The 16,980-nt window shown below is 42.6% G+C and carries 13 protein-coding genes; 8 read left to right on the top strand and 5 right to left on the bottom strand.

All coding sequences use genetic code 11. The features are described 5' to 3' along the window. Positions 1-1,294: 1,294 nt before the first annotated feature. Complete coding sequence (locus GKR41_RS03745; RefSeq protein ID WP_226809815.1) at positions 1,295-1,552, bottom strand: BTH_I0359 family protein; 258 nt, start codon at positions 1,550-1,552, stop codon at positions 1,295-1,297. Positions 1,553-2,557: 1,005 nt separating this feature from the next. On the opposite strand from GKR41_RS03745, the gene GKR41_RS03740 reads away from it, so the two are divergent. Continuing rightward, the gene (locus GKR41_RS03740) at positions 2,558-3,430 is read left to right on the top strand and encodes a ferritin family protein (protein ID WP_226809814.1); all 873 of its coding nucleotides are present in this window, start codon (positions 2,558-2,560) and stop codon (positions 3,428-3,430) included. Between the two features lie 299 nt (positions 3,431-3,729). Here the strand turns inward: GKR41_RS03740 and GKR41_RS03735 are convergent, their stop codons facing one another. The 3 genes from GKR41_RS03735 to GKR41_RS03725 form a co-directional block, all read right to left on the bottom strand. Then, a complete protein-coding gene (locus tag GKR41_RS03735) occupies positions 3,730-4,551 on the bottom strand; it encodes a type III pantothenate kinase (protein WP_226810260.1) in 822 nt (273 codons plus the stop codon). 52 nt (positions 4,552-4,603) lie between these two features. Then, positions 4,604-5,728 (bottom strand): biotin--[acetyl-CoA-carboxylase] ligase, encoded by a 1,125-nt coding sequence (locus GKR41_RS03730; protein WP_226809813.1) that lies wholly within the window; start codon positions 5,726-5,728, stop codon positions 4,604-4,606. 165 nt (positions 5,729-5,893) lie between these two features. After that, a complete protein-coding gene (locus GKR41_RS03725) occupies positions 5,894-6,040 on the bottom strand; it encodes a hypothetical protein (RefSeq protein ID WP_226809812.1) in 147 nt (48 codons plus the stop codon). Between the two features lie 909 nt (positions 6,041-6,949). On the opposite strand from GKR41_RS03725, the gene GKR41_RS03720 reads away from it, so the two are divergent. The 4 genes from GKR41_RS03720 to lipA all read left to right on the top strand — a co-directional run bounded on the left by GKR41_RS03720 (position 6,950) and on the right by lipA (position 11,178). Then, positions 6,950-8,188, top strand: a complete 1,239-nt coding sequence (locus GKR41_RS03720) for a D-alanyl-D-alanine carboxypeptidase family protein (RefSeq protein ID WP_420885654.1) — start codon at positions 6,950-6,952, stop codon at positions 8,186-8,188. Positions 8,189-8,252: 64 nt separating this feature from the next. Then, on the top strand, positions 8,253-8,534 hold the full coding sequence (locus tag GKR41_RS03715) for an HP0495 family protein (protein ID WP_226809810.1): 282 nt from the start codon (positions 8,253-8,255) through the stop codon (positions 8,532-8,534). Positions 8,535-9,432: 898 nt separating this feature from the next. After that, positions 9,433-10,131, top strand: a complete 699-nt coding sequence (gene lipB, locus GKR41_RS03710; RefSeq protein WP_226809809.1) for a lipoyl(octanoyl) transferase LipB — start codon at positions 9,433-9,435, stop codon at positions 10,129-10,131. A 33-nt stretch (positions 10,132-10,164) separates the two neighbouring features. Further along, positions 10,165-11,178 (top strand): lipoyl synthase, encoded by a 1,014-nt coding sequence (lipA, locus tag GKR41_RS03705; RefSeq protein ID WP_320412911.1) that lies wholly within the window; start codon positions 10,165-10,167, stop codon positions 11,176-11,178. 542 nt (positions 11,179-11,720) lie between these two features. Here lipA and GKR41_RS03700 read toward each other — a convergent pair. Continuing rightward, positions 11,721-11,900 (bottom strand): accessory factor UbiK family protein, encoded by a 180-nt coding sequence (locus GKR41_RS03700; protein WP_239024482.1) that lies wholly within the window; start codon positions 11,898-11,900, stop codon positions 11,721-11,723. Between the two features lie 1,378 nt (positions 11,901-13,278). Between GKR41_RS03700 and gshB the strand changes: the two genes are divergently transcribed. From gshB to ptsP, 3 genes are all read left to right on the top strand, one after another. After that, complete coding sequence (gene gshB, locus GKR41_RS03695; RefSeq protein WP_226809807.1) at positions 13,279-14,229, top strand: glutathione synthase; 951 nt, start codon at positions 13,279-13,281, stop codon at positions 14,227-14,229. A 504-nt stretch (positions 14,230-14,733) separates the two neighbouring features. Next, complete coding sequence (locus GKR41_RS03690) at positions 14,734-15,000, top strand: HPr family phosphocarrier protein (protein WP_226809806.1); 267 nt, start codon at positions 14,734-14,736, stop codon at positions 14,998-15,000. A gap of 225 nt (positions 15,001-15,225) precedes the next feature. Then, a complete protein-coding gene (ptsP, locus tag GKR41_RS03685) occupies positions 15,226-16,971 on the top strand; it encodes a phosphoenolpyruvate--protein phosphotransferase (RefSeq protein ID WP_226809805.1) in 1,746 nt (581 codons plus the stop codon). Positions 16,972-16,980: the final 9 nt, after the last annotated feature.

Genomic DNA, 16,980 nt, shown 5'->3' with positions numbered 1-16,980 from the left:
CAAGATAAGTAATACAAGCACTAAAAATTCTAATTACATCGCCCTCCCAGATTAATAGAAGTACGCCGCCCTTTAAGTACCTGTTTACAGTGCCAAAAACAAGTATTATTAGTATTTTAAACATTGCTAGATATTAGGACATATATTAGTGGCTGGTGTGTTATCGGTGAATGGATAATAGTCAGTTAGTAATGGTGCCTATACTTAGCATGTCATGCTATGGTTGCTATGATGCCGCTTAAACTGCTTTTTCCGTATTAATTATTGATTCCTGCTATGACTGCGAACGCATCTATATATTAGGTTAGACTATATTTTTATATCCATGATGGGTTTCAATAAGTCTCGCGTTGCTATTATTGATTACTTCGACGGGCCAAATTTCTATGAGTAACTTTCTTATGCTCGAAGTTTAAAAAACTTACTATAGTCCTCACGAGTCTCGTTTGAGATTATCTGATCTTGGATCAGCGTGACTAGCTCAACTTAGTCTTTTTATTCACATACTGCCCAAGAAACATAATATTATTGACATAATTCGTGATATGCGATTATTTAATAGAAAGCCAGAAGCAAACAACTCATATTGATAGCATCTCTCTAACATAGATGTATGTCATATAGTGGGTGTTCTCTAATTTTCGAGAATCAGATTAATAAGACCTCATATCGACACGTGTTGCTTGAAGACTTATACAGGTAAGTCTAGTGTTTTCATAAAGTCAACGTTCCTTATTAGATTCGGAAATCTATCGTCTACGTAACAGGCAGTTGTATAGTCTAGAAAATCTACACGGCATGTATTTGGATAAAACTTACTTAAGCTATTTTCTTACTATGTGTTAGATTGCAATAGAAAATACCTCGCCAGCGTCCTGCAATTATGAAATCTTTCTTCATGAAGAAGTCTTTTGAGTAAATCTAACAGTCTATTTGCAGCTAGCATAATTATACTACCGCCTCCTTCTCATCCGATAATTTGCTCAGTTATTTGAGCCCCACCACCTTAGTGCTACTTTTTAGTTTACTGATCTACGGCTGTATATCGACAGCGGCTTATTATGAAGAGTGATATTAAGATTAAAAGCTAGTGTAGCGAACAGCTAATCAATATATTATTTCAGCATCTTGTACTACTGAATTATCGCCTATTACGACATCTAGTAGAACACACTAACCAAGGTAGAAGACGGACAATGTGTATTTATAGAAAAAAATACACAAATTTTGCGCTGATTAAACTTGATAAGTATGAAGTTCGCTGGTACGTAGATAGAGGCTATTAAATCAAAACTTAATGTAGCAAGACAGGTTGATTCATCAGGCAATTGAATTGCCCGAGGAATTCATCGACTTCCTCTAGTGAAGGTTGATCTTGAATGAACCGTTGCACGTGCTCACGAAAGCGCGTTGCCATCGAGCCATCGATAAATATCTCGCGCTGCGTATTTTTATCAACAATCTCAAATCCGCCAGACAGCATAGTGCCGTGCTCAGCTTGAGGGGCGAATTCGACAACGCAGTAGTTCGGGCTGTTGTAGATCATTTGCATGGCGACACTCCTCAATGCTGTTGCTCTGCAACGGTTAGAGTTGTAAATGGAGAGATTTAGTCAGAAATTCAAGGGGCCGACTGGGAAAGGGTATTGCATGAGGTAACATTACGTTACATATGTTTTTCAACTACTAGATATCCGACTCTACTGTTTCGGATATCTAGTATGGAAAATAGCGTGCCGTAACAGCTATAAGAATGTCTGCGTTACGTTTTTCCGTGTTTTCTGAGGCGATAATTCATTATGGCCTATACTTAGCCCAGAAATAGTGCATCGTTATCGGCATCCATAAGCACTAGATACAGTTCAACCGGTAGCTTTGTGCTACAGAAACTAGATTTATTAATGTTTAGATTTGTTGAGATAGTCTGACTAATAGATAATTATGTATATAAGAGAGAGTCATGGATAATACGCCGACAGTTGTTATTTCCGGGCGTAGCAGCTGTAGAATGTAATGTCTTACGCACTCTTGCTGAGTTTATACTGATTTCGCCTCATCATCTTGGTTAATCGATTTTGCGAATATCTGGATTGATGAAAAATAGTATGTGTCCACCTAGTAGACCTAATATATAACCTGACACGTTGTGTATACAAGACTGGTTCATTACTCCACACTGTCAGTGTCCTATATACTTGCGAACAGCGACGAAATTTGAAACGAGTGCCTAATGAACGATCTTTTAGCCTGCGCATGTTGTACGTGAAGCGCAACGTATCTATATTAGAACGACGGCTATGCTTTATAGCATATGCAGATTATTGTTGATAAAGCATACATTATCAACTCAGTTATCGGAACGATTACCTACCAATAGGCTTTATCGATAGTTCAAATGCAAGTGTTAGCATGAGTTTAAAAGTGCTCCATTAGATATTATGGTCCGAGCATGCCACACTCAAATCCAGCATCTGTTCACTGGGTCGAACCATGAAACGTCATAATATATGCGACAGTGTGCAACGCAGTCTATGCTTTTAGGTTGATAGGGTGGCACTATGAACACCATGCTTTATCCAGAACTATACCGTTCGCTAGAAGCGGTGCGATGGGATATGGAAAAGGATATCCCATGGAGTAAGTTTACTGTATCAAAGCTTACTGACGTACAAGCAAATACTATTAAGATGAATGCGATTACCGAATGGTCGGCATTACCGGCAACGGAAATGTTTCTGCGCGATAACTATAATGACAGTGACTTCTGCGCATTTATGAGCATATGGTTCTTTGAAGAACAAAAGCATGCTTTAGTATTGATGGAATATCTTCGACGCTTCCGCCCAGAGTTTGCACCAACCGAGCAGGAGTTGCATGCAGTACGCTTTACATTCGACCCGGCGCCGCCACTAGAAACACTTATGCTACATTTTTGCGGCGAGATTCGCTTGAACCATTGGTACCGCCGTGCGGCCATTTGGCATACAGAGCCTGTTATCAAGCACATCTACGAGATAATATCACGCGACGAGGCTCGCCATGGTGGCGCTTACCTTCGATATATGAAGAAAGCCTTAACTATATCTGGAGACTCTGCTTACGTCGCATTCGCGAAGATCGGCGTGCTGATGGCGTCGTCTCGACGTACAGAGAAACCACTACACCCAACAAACCTTCATGTAAACCAGAAATTGTTTCCACGAGACACTGTTCAATCACGACTTCCCGACCCAGAATGGCTGGAGCGCTGGTTGGATAAACAGATACAATTCGACGATATGTTGGAAAAAAAAGTCATTGATCTTATTCTGCACAATCTCTCACTTCTATTCGGACACACGTTCACAACAGCACAGGAATTAAACCGTTATCGAAAAGAGTTAGCAAGAAAACTGCAGAGCGATACTGATATACGTGAAATCTCTAGATAGGCGTAGGTTAATTCAAGAGAAAACTCGTCGAGTTGGTAGACCTTGCTTGCTCGCCGGACCTTATTCGCTCGCCTCTTTTATTGACTAATGGTGTGTTGGTGTGTTTGATATTTTGTAGTGCGGGCACAACATATTTAGAGAACGCCCCCCCGCGTTGGGCGCATCTTTAGTAATAAGAGTCAATAACGATGCCTCGGCTCAGCCACTTGATAATAGGGGCGATCGCCTGTCCACTTAGGTCTTGATAATCAACTAGAGTATCATCTGCGATTTTGTTTTTACTATAAAGTCGTGCTGTGTCAAGAACTGTGCTTATGCGCTATTACCTCATCCTGCGCAATCAGCGCGAGCCCAGATAATATTAAATGCTCGTGACGAGTATGTGGAATAGTTAGCGTTTTCGCCACCACGTCTCCACCGCCACCGCCAAGAATCATACGTACAGGCGCTCCACCTAGTTCAGCGCGCCATTTCACATAAGCATGTTCTATAAGGCTAGCTTGCGCAAGAGCACATCCGGTAGATAGAGACGCTGGTGTGTTCGTACCGAACATTAGATCTAGCTTTCCGGCTAGAGCTGATCGTGCGCCTGCCGGTGTCAGCGTCGGCAACTGCGCAGTATGTTCTCCGAGAGAGCGCATCATTAATGACCATCCTGGTGCAATCAGGCCACCGACAAAAATGCCGTCGGCGTGTAGTGCCTCGATTGTCGTTGCAGTGCCGAGAGTGACGATCAGTAGATGCTCATGCGGGTAAGCTGCTCGTGCTCCGATCATACCGGCCCACCGATCCGTACCAAGTTGTGTTGGTTCGCTATATCCATTCCTTACCCCACACTGCGCTGCTCGCGACATAATAGTCGTACGTGAAATGTCCGGCCATCTTATATCAAGCATTTCCGACAAACGCGCGGCGACGTGCTGGCCAGCAGCGTTAGAGATCCAGATATCGGCTGGCTCCGGAAAATCGACTGCTAGTAGTCCTGTCACACGTGCCGGGAGGTTGACCTGCTCATTTTCATATGAGAACACACCTAGTTTCCGTAAATTACCATCAGCGTATACCAGAGCCCATTTAGTGCGGCTATTGCCAGCATCGATCACTAAGCGGTAACTGGTCATGCCAGCAATGTCGGGATCGATCATGAGTGGATTTAGCGTCGTCGTTGTACGGCTATTGTTTATGCGAGCATTCAGCGGCTGGCTGCGTGCTAGAGCTTGAAGAGCGCGGCGACGGATGAGTAGGATCCAGGCGTATCCCCGGTAGGCAATTAGGTAAATACCGTTTTATTACGGAGGTATTGGCTATTGATAGTTTATTGAGGCGTTCTTCATAAGAAAACGCACTCGATACCGGCTTCGCTGACGTAGGAATGTTTTCGGAGAGCCTCAATGATACATCTCCTGTGGCAATCGCCCGGATTTCTTGAGGCGTACGTATTAACAGTTGTCCCTTTTCATCAACGCCGTACACAATACCACGCGCCACTTCTCCTCTATGTCCAAAAATGACCACCTCCTGGCCCACATAGGCATTTACGGAGATCCAGGTATTACGGAATGGCTCGAAGCCATGCTGGCCAAAGCGCTCCAATCCAACCGCTAACGCATTGAGTACCGCTCCAAGTACAGGGGTCAGAGCGACATGCGGCCACGCGCTCGATAATGCGCTAGGCATAAGTGGAGAAGCGGCGCGTAATATTTCGTGTGACGATTCAATTTGCTTCACCAAACTGTCGGCGCTATTAATATTAAGTCCCACGCCGACCACGAGTGCAGTAGCGTCTTGCGTGCTCCATACGGTTTCCACAAGTACTCCAGCCAGCTTCTCGCCATCTAACAGGATGTCATTTGGCCACTTGATTAAAATCTGTCGGTTATCATCTAGTGGTAGGGTGCGCAGCCCTTCTACGATCGTCGCGCCGACAGCTAGGCTTAGACCGGAGAGTCGATTCGGAGTGCGCGGTATCAAGTGAGCTAGCGAGAACAGCAAAGCATTTCCGGGAGTGGATAACCACGGCCGGCTATGCCGGCCTCGTCCTGCCGTTTGAGAATAGGCGACGCGTACACGAGGATCGAACGGTATCCAGCGTGCTGACTTTAGCCATGCAGCTAGATCCGCGTTAGTTGATCCGGTCTCATAGACTACTTCGAGTGTCCAGCGCGAAGGCTGTGGGTCAAGTAGTTCGAGGAGCCGTTTGTATTCGATGCCATCAGCTACTGCTGCAAGCGATTCAAAACCAGCATCGGTTTTTTCTGGGATGCTGGGCAGATCTTGGAAGGAAGAATGATAGGACATTTTGAGATTGTAGTGAGGCTGTGCTGTGCCTTTCGATACAATGATACAAAAGTTGACACCTTGTTGTACCTAATGGGTAGTGAAAAGCACTGCCCATTGAATTACTATTAATGTCGCTAAACAGCACTAGTTCTATGCCAATAGAACATGAGGTTTTTATAGTCGCTAACAGAACAATTTTCGCCGCCGGATTGCTAAGTCGGCGAGGGCATGGTAATCAATCCAGGCATGATACGCGATATATTTACTAACGATGATGTGCTGTAGTACTTGATTGCTAATTCGGTCTAGGAAACCCTGTCGTCGGTACATGGGTGTAGTATAAAGAATAGCTTTTCCCGCTCGGTCTCAGCTTGACTAAAATTTCTGATATATGGTCTTGACCATATATCAGATTATGCCGCTTTAGGTAGCGTCCGAATATACCAAGAAGGCATGGGAATGATTCAAATTGTTCAGTTTGCTATATTTAGATGGAATAATTGTGGCGCTAACGCTAGGATACTTAGCATCCTTATAATAGATAACTTATAGGGTGCTTCTCTATTGATCGATTCTATCTATGTCTTATGAACCAAGATTGAAGTAAAACTCCTATGTCATTAAATCCTATCTAGAGCGGGCTTAATTATATGTAAGAGATTCTTAGGTTTGGACCCTAACTATAAGCGCTTGCCCTTTACTGAGCACAATAGAAATTGTAAACGACTCCAGTAATTTTTTGAGTGCAATCTCGTATTACATAGCAATATTCTGACTGCGCAACTGGCGTTTAACATTAACGGTGCGGTTTTTTCATTCTGTCATTTCTGAATGTTATACCAACAGCTGGTAGAGAATTTAAATTCGCCTGAACACAAGCGTGTAGTTTAGCATGCCCAGTGAAAGAGTAACCTAGATACAATATTTCGTTATTATTGTCTAGTTGTGCGAGAGAGAACAGGTTTCGTCGATTGAAAACCAATTATTCAATAACGACCACTAAAGTAGTCATCGAGGTACGAATAAACACCCCTTGATTTCGTTTAACCAGGGAGTCTCATAAATTTTATGCACCTTAGTTTATTCGACAAGTCACAATAGCATAACCGCATTTATGCAGTACTGAAAGTTGGCGTGTACAATAAATACTACTCTCTGCTTCGGCGTATGGAGTTTAGTTTACTTGTAGTTTAATCGGTTAGTATTGCGCCTGTTATAGCAGTCGCTGACCAAACTTTTATGTTTAACATTCATTCGATTGCTATGAGTTTGATCTTTATCTGGCGCGTTATCACACGCGTCTTGAAACCTTCATGTGTATTACCTACCATACTCTCCGCATCTGCCCTGATCGTTTCTAGCGATGTGCTCGCACAAATTCCACCTCCTGCGGTTAATGCGCGCTCCTGGGTGCTGGTCGATGTTAGTAGCATGCAAACGCTTGCGTCGAATAATGCCGATAAAAGAGTGGAGCCTGCATCATTAACCAAGTTAATGACGGCGTACTTAGTTTTCGATATGTTGAAGACTAAAAAAATTTCGATGGAGCAAATTGTAGTACCAAGCCAGTCGATCCGTCGCATGCATACAGATGAATCGCGCATGTTTATCGAGGCAAAAAAGCCCGTAACCGTACATGATTTAGTGTACGGGATGATCGTGCAGTCTGGGAACGACGCAGCTATTGCGTTAGCTGAGCTTATTGGTGGTAGCGAGGCACACTTCGTAGAGATGATGAACGAAGCGGTACAAAAACTTGGCATGAAAAATACGCACTATATTGATGTCAGTGGCATGCCTAATCAGCTGCACTATACAAGTGCAGCTGACCTTGCTGTGCTGTCAGCGCACCTGATGTTAGACTATCCCGAGTATTATTCAATCTTTTCGGTCAAAGATTTTACATATAATAAGATTAAGCAGCTAAACCGCAACCGATTGTTGTGGATAGATCCCTCTGTAGATGGACTTAAGACTGGCTATACTAAAGCAGCAGGCTATTGCCTTATTGCTAGTGCAAAACGGCCCTTGCCATGGGCGTTTTCAAACGCGTCGCGCCGGATGGTAAGTGTGATGATGGGGGAACCAAAAGAGAGTGATCGCACGCAAGATAGCTTGAATATGCTCAACTATGGCTACGAAGCGTATGACACAATACTATTGTATAAGGCCAACCAGGTTGTTGAGTCGCTACGTGTGTACAAAGGCCAAAAATATACGATACCGATCGGAGTTAAGAAAGACCAGTACATAACGGTTCCACATGGTATGGGAGAGAAAATTACACCAGTGCTAGAAGGCTATAGCCCGCTTGTTGGCCCCATTTCTGATGGACAAATAGTGGGTGCGGTAAAGGTTACCGTCAAAGATAATGTGCTAACGCAGTTTCCGGCTGTGGCCCTACAAGCTATGCCAGAAGCTGGAATCTTTGGACGCTTGTGTGATACAGTACTCATGATGTTTTCTAAGAAGGCGTGACGTGAAAATAAAGTGATTAGCTACCGTAGTTACCAAGAGTGCGATGTATAAACTTGGGGACTAAATGGCCGAGATTATAAATTCGCTGAATAAACCACTATTACAGTTTCCATGCGACTTTCCAATAAAAGTGATTGGCAAGTGGCATCCGAAATTTGAGCGGGTTATTGTTGGGGTAATTCAAAATTCTGGTTTTGAGTTCGACAATATTAAAGTGCAGAGTAAGAATTCCAGCAATGGTAACTATATTAGTGTCACAGTGACTGTGCGTGCAATTAGCCGTGCGCAATTAGACGCTCTTTACTATGTGCTCACTAGCCACCCGATGGTAAGGATTGTGCTATAACAGCCGGATATATAGCAGTCTCACAACTACATATGTAATATAGTATCTATATGTCCCGGGCATTAGAGGATCACATCGTGTCTCACGTGCGTACGAGTCATGGGGACTATTTTATGCAGAATAACTGTCTTTTCCTAGAAAAATCCTTAGATAGACAAATGAATAATCTATCGGGGGGGGCTTTTAGGTCTCTAAATTAATAGACTAACGCGCTAGTCTATTAATTATTTTTTGTAAGTAATAACTTCTTATGTCTCCAGCAGAGTTTACAATATAACTGACGGGCTTACATATAACATCCTATAAGATCCATCTTCTGAGATCCGATTACTTAGAAACAAAGACCCTCTATTATCGTTACGCAAATTATACAGATCAATCAAAGACATGCTGGCTTAAGTCTCCAATGTGCAGATTTATTTAGTAAATAGCAGCGTAGACCGTCGTACATGGTTCTTGCGTTTTTTATAAAGGTTTAGGGTCGAGGCACTTGAAGGCATTAATGCACTTAGATTAGTGTAGTAAAGCTCGTCTATAGTAGACTTACTAATATCTCGTTGTTAATTTCTAATGCTACTAGCAGGTTCTATTAATTATTTGTATGAGCCACCTAAAATACGCTATTTATATTATAGACCTACTATTTATCCGAATATTTTGGGAGATAAGCATGATGTCTGATAAAGATTGGCCATCGGAGTTGTATTTATACAATAAATAAACAAATTATTCTCTAGTAGTTGATACAATATTCCACAGTTAGCAGATGATATACTAAAAGTCGTTGTCAGCTTTATCTGCGTAGTCGCCTAGTAGTAATAACATTTACCGACAAACTAACGGGATGATGTCTGTGCCGTCGATTGACCTTAGCACAAAGCCGGCCGCTTGAGCTGAGATGTTTAATGATATAATTTTGCGTTGGCGTGGTGTTGAATCCTACGAGGTAAGCTTTAACGCTATGCGTGTATTTACTGCTAAACGCACGTTATTTACCACCGACGAAATTTGGCTGGTTGAGCATCTTCCGGTCTATACGCTAGGTCAGGCAGGCGATAGCGCGCATTTGCTGACCGAAAATAATGACATAGCACTTATCCGGGTCGATCGTGGTGGACAGATTACCTATCATGGTCCAGGTCAGGTCATCGCTTACCTTTTGACTGATCTACGGCGCCGACGGATATGGGTCCGTGATTTAGTGACGTGCATTGAGCAAGCAGTGATTGATACTCTGGCGACGTATAATCTTGTTGGTAAGCGACAAGCTGGCGCGCCAGGCATCTATGTAGAAGTTAGATCTTCTAATCAAAATATTATTGCAAAGATTGCAGCGCTTGGTTTAAAAATCCGCAATGGTTGTTCGTATCACGGCGTGAGTCTTAATCTCCAAATGGATCTTAAACCATTCTACAATATTAACCCATGTGGTTATGTAGGTCTCCAAACGGTTGATATGGCTTCACTTGGCGTATTAGCAAATTGGCATGAAGTAGCACAGATACTTGCCGAGCGACTAATGTTTAATCTACCTCCGATCGCCGTTTTTCCATCGTCCGATGTGGCGAGCGAGAATGTTAACTTTGTGGACGGCTAAGCCGGATATAGTTGCTACTGCATAGAATTCAATATGACGACGACGCCTCCTAATTTATTTGTTCCTCTCGCTGAATCTGAGATACATATCTCTTGCTCTACCATTAATCAAGGTACAAAACAAAAATCTTGGGCTAAGACGTCGAGAATTCCAATTAAGATTGTACCAATTGAGAAATTAAATAAACCAGATTGGATTCGTGTGAGAGCTGCAACTAGTAACTCTAGATTTTATGAGATAAAACGCATTCTGCGCGAGAACAATCTGCATACAGTCTGCGAAGAAGGTAGTTGCCCGAATATCGGCGAATGCTTTGGCAAAGGGACTGCGACATTTATGATTATGGGGGATAGGTGTACACGTCGTTGCCCATTCTGTGATGTTGGGCATGGACGACCACACCCACTAGATGAAGACGAACCGATCAAACTGGCACGTATCACTGCCATGCTAAAATTGCGCTATATGGTGATTACCAGTGTAGATCGAGACGATTTACGCGATGGTGGTGCTAGACATTTTACAGAATGTATCCGGAAAATTAGAGATCTTTCGCCAAAAACTCAGATTGAGATACTAACCCCAGACTTTCGGGGTCGATTAGAGCGCGCCTTAACCATTCTTAACACAGCGCCTCCGGACGTCATGAATCATAATCTTGAAACTGTACCGCGACTATATAAAGAAGCACGGCCAGGCTCAGACTATGCTCACTCCTTAAATCTCTTGAAGAATTTTAAGTCACTACATCCAGACGTTTTAACAAAGTCTGGATTAATGGTGGGGCTTGGCGAAACTGAAGAGGAGATTTTACAGGTTATGCATGATTTACGGGAACATGATGTTAACATGTTAACAATTGGCCAGTATCTTCAACCATCGAAGCATCATCTTCCTGTGCGTACCTATGTGCACCCAGACAGTTTTAAAATGTATGAGCAAAAAGCTTATATGATGGGTTTCTCACATGCAGCTGTTGGTGCAATGGTGCGCTCAAGCTATTATGCAGACGTACAGGCGTTAGGTGCGGGCGTTATTACAGAATAAGAGTGCTGAAACAGCAGAGCGGGAGAACTCTTCAGGGATAAGACCTGGATTTTTACAGGACTCTTCGGGTCAATTTGCAACTCTCTTGGGATAATTGCCAACGAAATCTAAGTATAAACTAGATAAATCTAATACGGCTAGATTGTAATAATACAATTGTTGTTAAAGTGTATTTTCTTTTCTAGAGTTGCAATAAACACACTAAATTAGGTAGATTTATTTAAAGAAGGACACTTCTTTCCAGAAATAAGATTACGTGCTGCACTTTGATATACCCCTTATACGATAAGAAAATATTTTAAAAGCATACTGTACATATAAATCGAGTGCGATACAGATTGCTATGATCGTATCCAAATTACTATAATAGTCCAAATATGCCACGCGAGTTCTACAAGTAAAGTAGAGTAGAATTAACGATTAAACTTAGATAGATTAATATAGCTAGAGTCTAATTATCACTCGTATATTGTAACGAGCAGCGGGCATGAGCAAAGGGCTCTTTTAGATGCGCGGACAGCCTTCTTGAGGCAGCCTTTTCTTTAATTAAAGTTCTGATATACGCGTCGCTCTAGCCCTTCGAGCTTCAGCTGAATGCGGTCTAGAATATTAGCTTGTGCGTCAAATTCCTCACGCGTGACTGGATTTAATTTAGAGAAGCTTTGCGAAAACATCGCTTTGATGTTGCGCTCGACATCTTTTGCAAGCGAATTTTGTAGCATTTTGCTAAAGTTAGACTTCAAATTGTCTAACACTCCATTATGTCTAACACTCCATTAGACTGTTTCATTATTTTTTCCTAAATCTAAAATACAGCATAAAGTTTATGCATTGCTCCAGTCTATCACTATGGTCACGCGGGCGATAAGGGATATAGTATGTTCAACCGCGCAGTGAGGCTGTTAGGTGATTCTAACCAAGATTTTCGCATGCTGTATCGACGATATTGATCGTAATACTTCTGCACTGCTTGAAGTACTGTAAACATACTATATTGTACAATTATCACTATAGGTAGCTTAAGTCGCAGCGGCTTATTATTGAGATAATTCAATGCTATGAAACGTATTGCTGTGCTCATTAAATTAATTAACCTAGATAAGGTAAAGATGCATAATGTGCTCTATGATAACAATCATATCTTTTAAACACTGTAATGATCGAGGCTATAACTTTGATTGCTAGAAAGAGAGTTCCTGCTGTATTGCGAAACCGATAATGACCTTCGAATTGCGATTAATAGCTAGTAGCTACTGTAGTTAGAATTAGGAAAGTAATTAAAGTAATGACTGCATCATAATATGGAAACTATTTTAGTTTCGGTAAAAAAACTATGTACACTTATGCATATACTGACGAAACATCCCGATAGAATTAGACATAATAGACTAAAATTGTACGGTGTATATAAATAAATTAGAATAAATAGTAAGAAACTACCTGTATTTATTAGGAATTTTGATTTTTATCTTTAACATAACTATGTTTAGATAATAATATTCAGAATACGTATTAGAGTCGATTGAATTGCAGTGCGCTCCATAAATAGCTGAAAGTAAACTATTGATTATTAGGTGCTGTATACGATAGTAGTAGAAGACTTATGCTGGCAATTTAGCCCCAAAATAGGCTGCGCTAAGACACTTTTTAATCCTATTAGATTTATAATCTGGCACTTTAGTATAAATTACGTAGCACTTTATACTAGTATATGCTCAATTAAAGATATTGGCAGCAGCGATAGTGTCGTGATACTGTGGCTAAGAAGCTGATGGACACTACATTGATTCAGATACAATCACAAGCCTATGTGTAACTTCAATAAAAATAAATATGGTATTAAACCTACCTTCCCAAAAATCTGAATATCCAGTTTTCGCTAGATTATAGCTATCAGGATTTAAGTGGCCGTGAGCTCAAGTTCTTTCTGTGAATTGAAGGTCACATGTAGCATAAGTATTGCACTATTACTTTCCTTGAACTGTTAGCTGCATCAGGTAAATTAGTAGGATAACGAAGAGGCGCGCCTTGCGTAACTTACTAGAGTACAGCAGTACCTCGATAATACACCCTGAATAGCCGATATTGCCGGAACAACCCATGGATATTCTATTTATTGCTGACTCGCTGCCCCAGTTCAAGATTTATAAAGATACAACATACGCGATGATGGTCGAGGTCGAACGGCGCGGTTATGTGCTTTATGCGTGTGAGCCTCGGCACCTTGTATATACGGGGGGTGGTATCGAGGCCAGGGTACAGCGTTTTTCGATTGTCGGCGATTATACAAATTTGGGCCAGTGGTACAACATAGAACGCTTAGAAAATCGCTGTTTAAACACCTTTAGTTCTGTGCTCATGCGAAAAGACCCCCCATTCGACATGGAGTATGTGACATCAACCTGGCTTTTAGAGATTGCCGAGCGGCAAGGCGCAAGAATTTTTAATAAACCACGTGCAATTCGTGATCATTCCGAAAAGATCTCAATTAGCGAATTTACACAGTTCGCTGCGCCTACGATCGTTACATGCGATATGGTACGTCTTCAGACATTCCACAGCGAAAACCAAGATGTGATTTTTAAACCATTGGGTAGTATGGGTGGAAGAGGGGTATTCCGCATACGCAAGGACTGCATGAATCTAGGCTCAACAATTGAGATGCTTAGCGATAATGGTTCGCGCAATGTGATGGCACAGAAATATATTCCACAGATCAAAAACGGCGATAAGCGTATTCTACTAATCGGTGGAAAGCCAGTGCCCTATGCACTCGCGAGGATTCCGCAAGGCACTGAAATTCGAGGTAATCTAGCCGCCGGTGGAGTTGGGCGTAGACAGTTGCTGGGGTTGCGTGACTGCGAGATTGCTACCGTGCTCGGCCCAGTTCTGTCTGAGCGCGGCCTTCTTTTAGTTGGATTAGACGTGATTGGCAATTGGCTAACAGAGATTAATGTGACAAGTCCGACATGTTTCCGCGAGCTTACTGAACAAACAGGGCTTGATATTGCGGCAATGTTTGTCGACGCTCTAGAGTATGCGATTAGATGATACCTGGTCGGAATAATCTGCATCAGTTTAGTAAACTAATAAAGTTCCTAGCGATTTTTATGTAGGGCTAATATGGGGCCGTTCATTGCCTATGCACTACTAGAGTCGAATCACAAGATTGTGTCGTGCCTTATGGCTCTATTTACCGCCGAACATCGGCGCACTAGATATGATACCTGATGTAACGGTGCTACCGACTCGTACGCATAACTACAGTATATATTGTCATATGTTCGACTGATATAAGATATCAGTCTGTCGATGTTAGTGCGCGAAGTGTGTACACATTGCTTCTTCTATTGACATGTAGCTAATAAAACGTACCGAAAAGTGCCTAGAGAGGCATTCATGAAAATATAGGTATATCCTATATAACATAAAACTCTTCGCAAGGTGCCCTCATTCCGCTCTATGCGACTAATGAGTCTACGTTAACGCTATACGGTGGGGATTTCCGGGCTTTCTTTCGATCTGACTCTCTATGATTTTAATCATAACCAGAATATGATTCAAAAAGAAGCAACGATCATTAATAAATTAGGATTTCATGCTCGAGCGTCTGCTAAACTAACACAGTTAGCTAACAGATTTAATTGTGAGATCCGAATATCGCGTAACGGCCGACAGATTAATGCAAAAAGCATTATAGGAGTTATGCTGCTCGCAGCGGGTATTGGTAGCTCGGTTAGCATCGAGACAGAAGGTCCGGATGAGCAAATGGCAATGGATAAGATTCTTGCGCTAATTGCGGACAAGTTTGGGGAGCATTAATAATGCCAAGCTCATCAGCAATAACGGTTTTCTTATATAGAAATCTACGTTTCCTGGCTTTGAAATCAAAGGTTTCAAAAAATATAGAGTAAAACCTATAGTCATCATACTATCTAAAGCTGTATTAGATATCTGTTAGGCTAGGTAATAGAATCTAGCATGAGTTAGTTGTTAAGCGCGAATTAGACTGCCCCAGTCGCTCTAACACAACTATAGGAGGTGCGCGTGTCATTTACGCTGCATGGAATCCCTGTATCTCGTGGCATCGCGATTGGTCGGGCGTATTTAATTGCGCCTGCTATGCTAGACGTTAATCATTATCTAGTTAAGCCTAAATATATTGAGGCTGAGGTGGCTCGCTTTGTCGCTGCACAGCAGGCTGTTCATAACGAACTAGTTACGTTGCATGCGAAGCTACCGTCGGATACGCCAAACGAAATAAGAGCACTTCTTAATGTTCAGGGCTTAATCTTGGGCGATGATCTTCTAGTCGAAGCTGTAATTGAGCTAATGAGGGTACGGGGCTTTAACGCTGAATGGGCACTTACTGATCAACTGGAGCGACTATCTAAGAATTTTGACAATATTGATGACGAGTATCTGCGTGCACGCAAGGCAGACTTGGAACAAGTTATTGAGCGTGTATTAAGGGCCTTAGCTGGATTATCAACAATCGCTATAATGGCTAAGAGCATGCAGCACGACATTAGTGAGATGATTATCGTCGCGCATGATATCTCACCGGCCGACATACTGCACTTTAAGGCGCAGAAGTTGCTCGGGTTTGTTACAGACCTTGGTGGGCGTACGTCGCATACTGCGATCGTCGCACGCAGCTTAGACATTCCAGCCGCAGTGGGTATACAGAAAGCAAGCGCACTCATTCGACAGAATGATATGCTTATCGTGGATGGAGACCGTGGGATGGTAATCGTTAATCCAGCGCCGCTTATTTTAGAAAAGTATACATACCGGCAAAGTGAAAAACAGCTTGTGCAACATAATCTACAGTGCTTGAAGTCTTTGCCAACACGGACTATATGTGGAACCAAGGTTAATCTGTTAGCAAATATTGAAATGCCAGATGATGCATGCGCTGCGTTAGATGCTGGTGCAGTCGGAATTGGGCTGTTTCGTACCGAATTTCTGTTTATGAACTCGTACGGCGAGTTTCCTCAAGAAGAACAGCAATTTAACTTTTATCGCCGCGTTGTCCAGACGATGAATGGTCGGCCAGTTACAATACGAACAATCGATGTTGGTGCTGATAAACTAATAGATGCGACCCAGGAGTTAGAGATAACACCCCACTCGGCACTTGGACTGCGCGCTATTCGCTGGAGCCTATCTAAACCGCAGATATTTCTCGCCCAGTTACGGCCTATTCTACGTGCATCAGCTTTCGGACCTGTAAGGATTCTTGTCCCGATGCTTGCTCATACTTTTGAGATAAATCAAACGCTAGACCTGATCGAGAAAGCCAAGCAACAACTCGACGATGCGGGCCTAGCATTCGATCCGAATATACAGGTTGGCGCAATGATTGAGATCCCAGCTGCTGTGATCGCGCTGCCTATATTTTTGAAGCGGCTCGACTTTCTATCAATTGGCACTAATGACTTGATTCAATATACCTTAGCAATTGATCGATCGGATAACGCAGTTGCGCATTTGTATAACCCACTACATCCAGCGGTACTGCAACTGATTAACATTACACTGCGCGAAACAAAGCGTGCCGGCGTGCCAGTATCCGTATGCGGAGAAATGGCTGGCGATCCAGCGCTGACGCGGTTACTCTTAGGGATGGGGCTCACCGAGTTTTCGATGCATCCGAGCCAGTTACTGCTAGTTAAGCAAGAGGTACTGCGTGTTCGGTTGAAAAATTTGAGAAAGCCGATCGAGGACGTTCTAGCATCATATGAGCCAGAACAAATCCAGGGGGCACTTGAGCGCTTATTGCAGGCGTAACGCGTGGAA

It is taken from the genome of Candidatus Vallotia laricis (assembly GCF_020541325.1).
GTDB classification, from domain to species: Bacteria; Pseudomonadota; Gammaproteobacteria; order Burkholderiales; family Burkholderiaceae; genus Mycetohabitans; species Mycetohabitans laricis.
Note: the sequence above shows the minus strand (reverse complement) of the source record. Positions and strands in the feature narration are given on the sequence as shown.

Bases quoted from the DNA above. Each gene is read 5' to 3' on its own strand.
- GKR41_RS03745 (WP_226809815.1), bottom strand. From the start codon at position 1,552: ATGCAAATGATCTACAACAGCCCGAACTACTGCGTTGTCGAATTCGCC.
- GKR41_RS03740 (WP_226809814.1), top strand. From the start codon at position 2,558: ATGAACACCATGCTTTATCCAGAACTATACCGTTCGCTAGAAGCGGTG.
- GKR41_RS03735 (WP_226810260.1), bottom strand. From the start codon at position 4,551: ATGACCAGTTACCGCTTAGTGATCGATGCTGGCAATAGCCGCACTAAA.
- GKR41_RS03730 (WP_226809813.1), bottom strand. From the start codon at position 5,728: ATGTCCTATCATTCTTCCTTCCAAGATCTGCCCAGCATCCCAGAAAAA.
- GKR41_RS03725 (WP_226809812.1), bottom strand. From the start codon at position 6,040: ATGTACCGACGACAGGGTTTCCTAGACCGAATTAGCAATCAAGTACTA.
- GKR41_RS03720 (WP_420885654.1), top strand. From the start codon at position 6,950: ATGTTTAACATTCATTCGATTGCTATGAGTTTGATCTTTATCTGGCGC.
- GKR41_RS03715 (WP_226809810.1), top strand. From the start codon at position 8,253: ATGGCCGAGATTATAAATTCGCTGAATAAACCACTATTACAGTTTCCA.
- lipB (WP_226809809.1), top strand. From the start codon at position 9,433: ATGTTTAATGATATAATTTTGCGTTGGCGTGGTGTTGAATCCTACGAG.
- lipA (WP_320412911.1), top strand. From the start codon at position 10,165: ATGACGACGACGCCTCCTAATTTATTTGTTCCTCTCGCTGAATCTGAG.
- GKR41_RS03700 (WP_239024482.1), bottom strand. From the start codon at position 11,900: ATGCTACAAAATTCGCTTGCAAAAGATGTCGAGCGCAACATCAAAGCG.
- gshB (WP_226809807.1), top strand. From the start codon at position 13,279: ATGGATATTCTATTTATTGCTGACTCGCTGCCCCAGTTCAAGATTTAT.
- GKR41_RS03690 (WP_226809806.1), top strand. From the start codon at position 14,734: ATGATTCAAAAAGAAGCAACGATCATTAATAAATTAGGATTTCATGCT.